The organism is Dellaglioa sp. CoH-56-MRSF-14 (assembly GCF_056782115.1).
The window spans coordinates 1-378 of the sequence record NZ_JBXAYB010000041.1 but is presented as its reverse complement, the minus strand read 5'-3'; the positions used below and the strand labels follow the sequence as shown (position 1 = coordinate 378).

At 49.2% G+C, this 378-nt stretch carries 1 pseudogene; it reads left to right on the top strand.

The window, feature by feature from the left end:
* Positions 1 to 378 (top strand): annotated as a pseudogene (locus AC1RPX_RS07765) (hypothetical protein); the annotation flags it as partial.

Sequence of the window (378 nt, the reverse complement as noted above, 5' to 3'; positions counted from 1 at the left end):
TACCCAATCTTCAACAGGAACTCGATAATGCTGGCAAGGTGAAGACCGTAGATGGTCAGCAACCCGATGCTAACGGCAATATTGTGGTTCAGGCATCGGATAACAACGCTGCGACCGGCACATCGCTTATCTCAGATAGCGGTTCTACTACTGGGAACATAAAACTCAAAACTCTGGTTGCTGGTAGCAACATCACCATCGCGCCTGATGCAAATGGCAACCTGAGAATCACAGGAACGGTGCCTCCGCCGCCTGTTACTTCGGTGTCCGGACAAACCGGTGCTGTCGTTATATCCACGGTGAATAACAATGGAGCAACCGGTACATCGCTTATCTCAGATAGCGGTTCTACTACTGGGAACATAAAACTCAAAACTC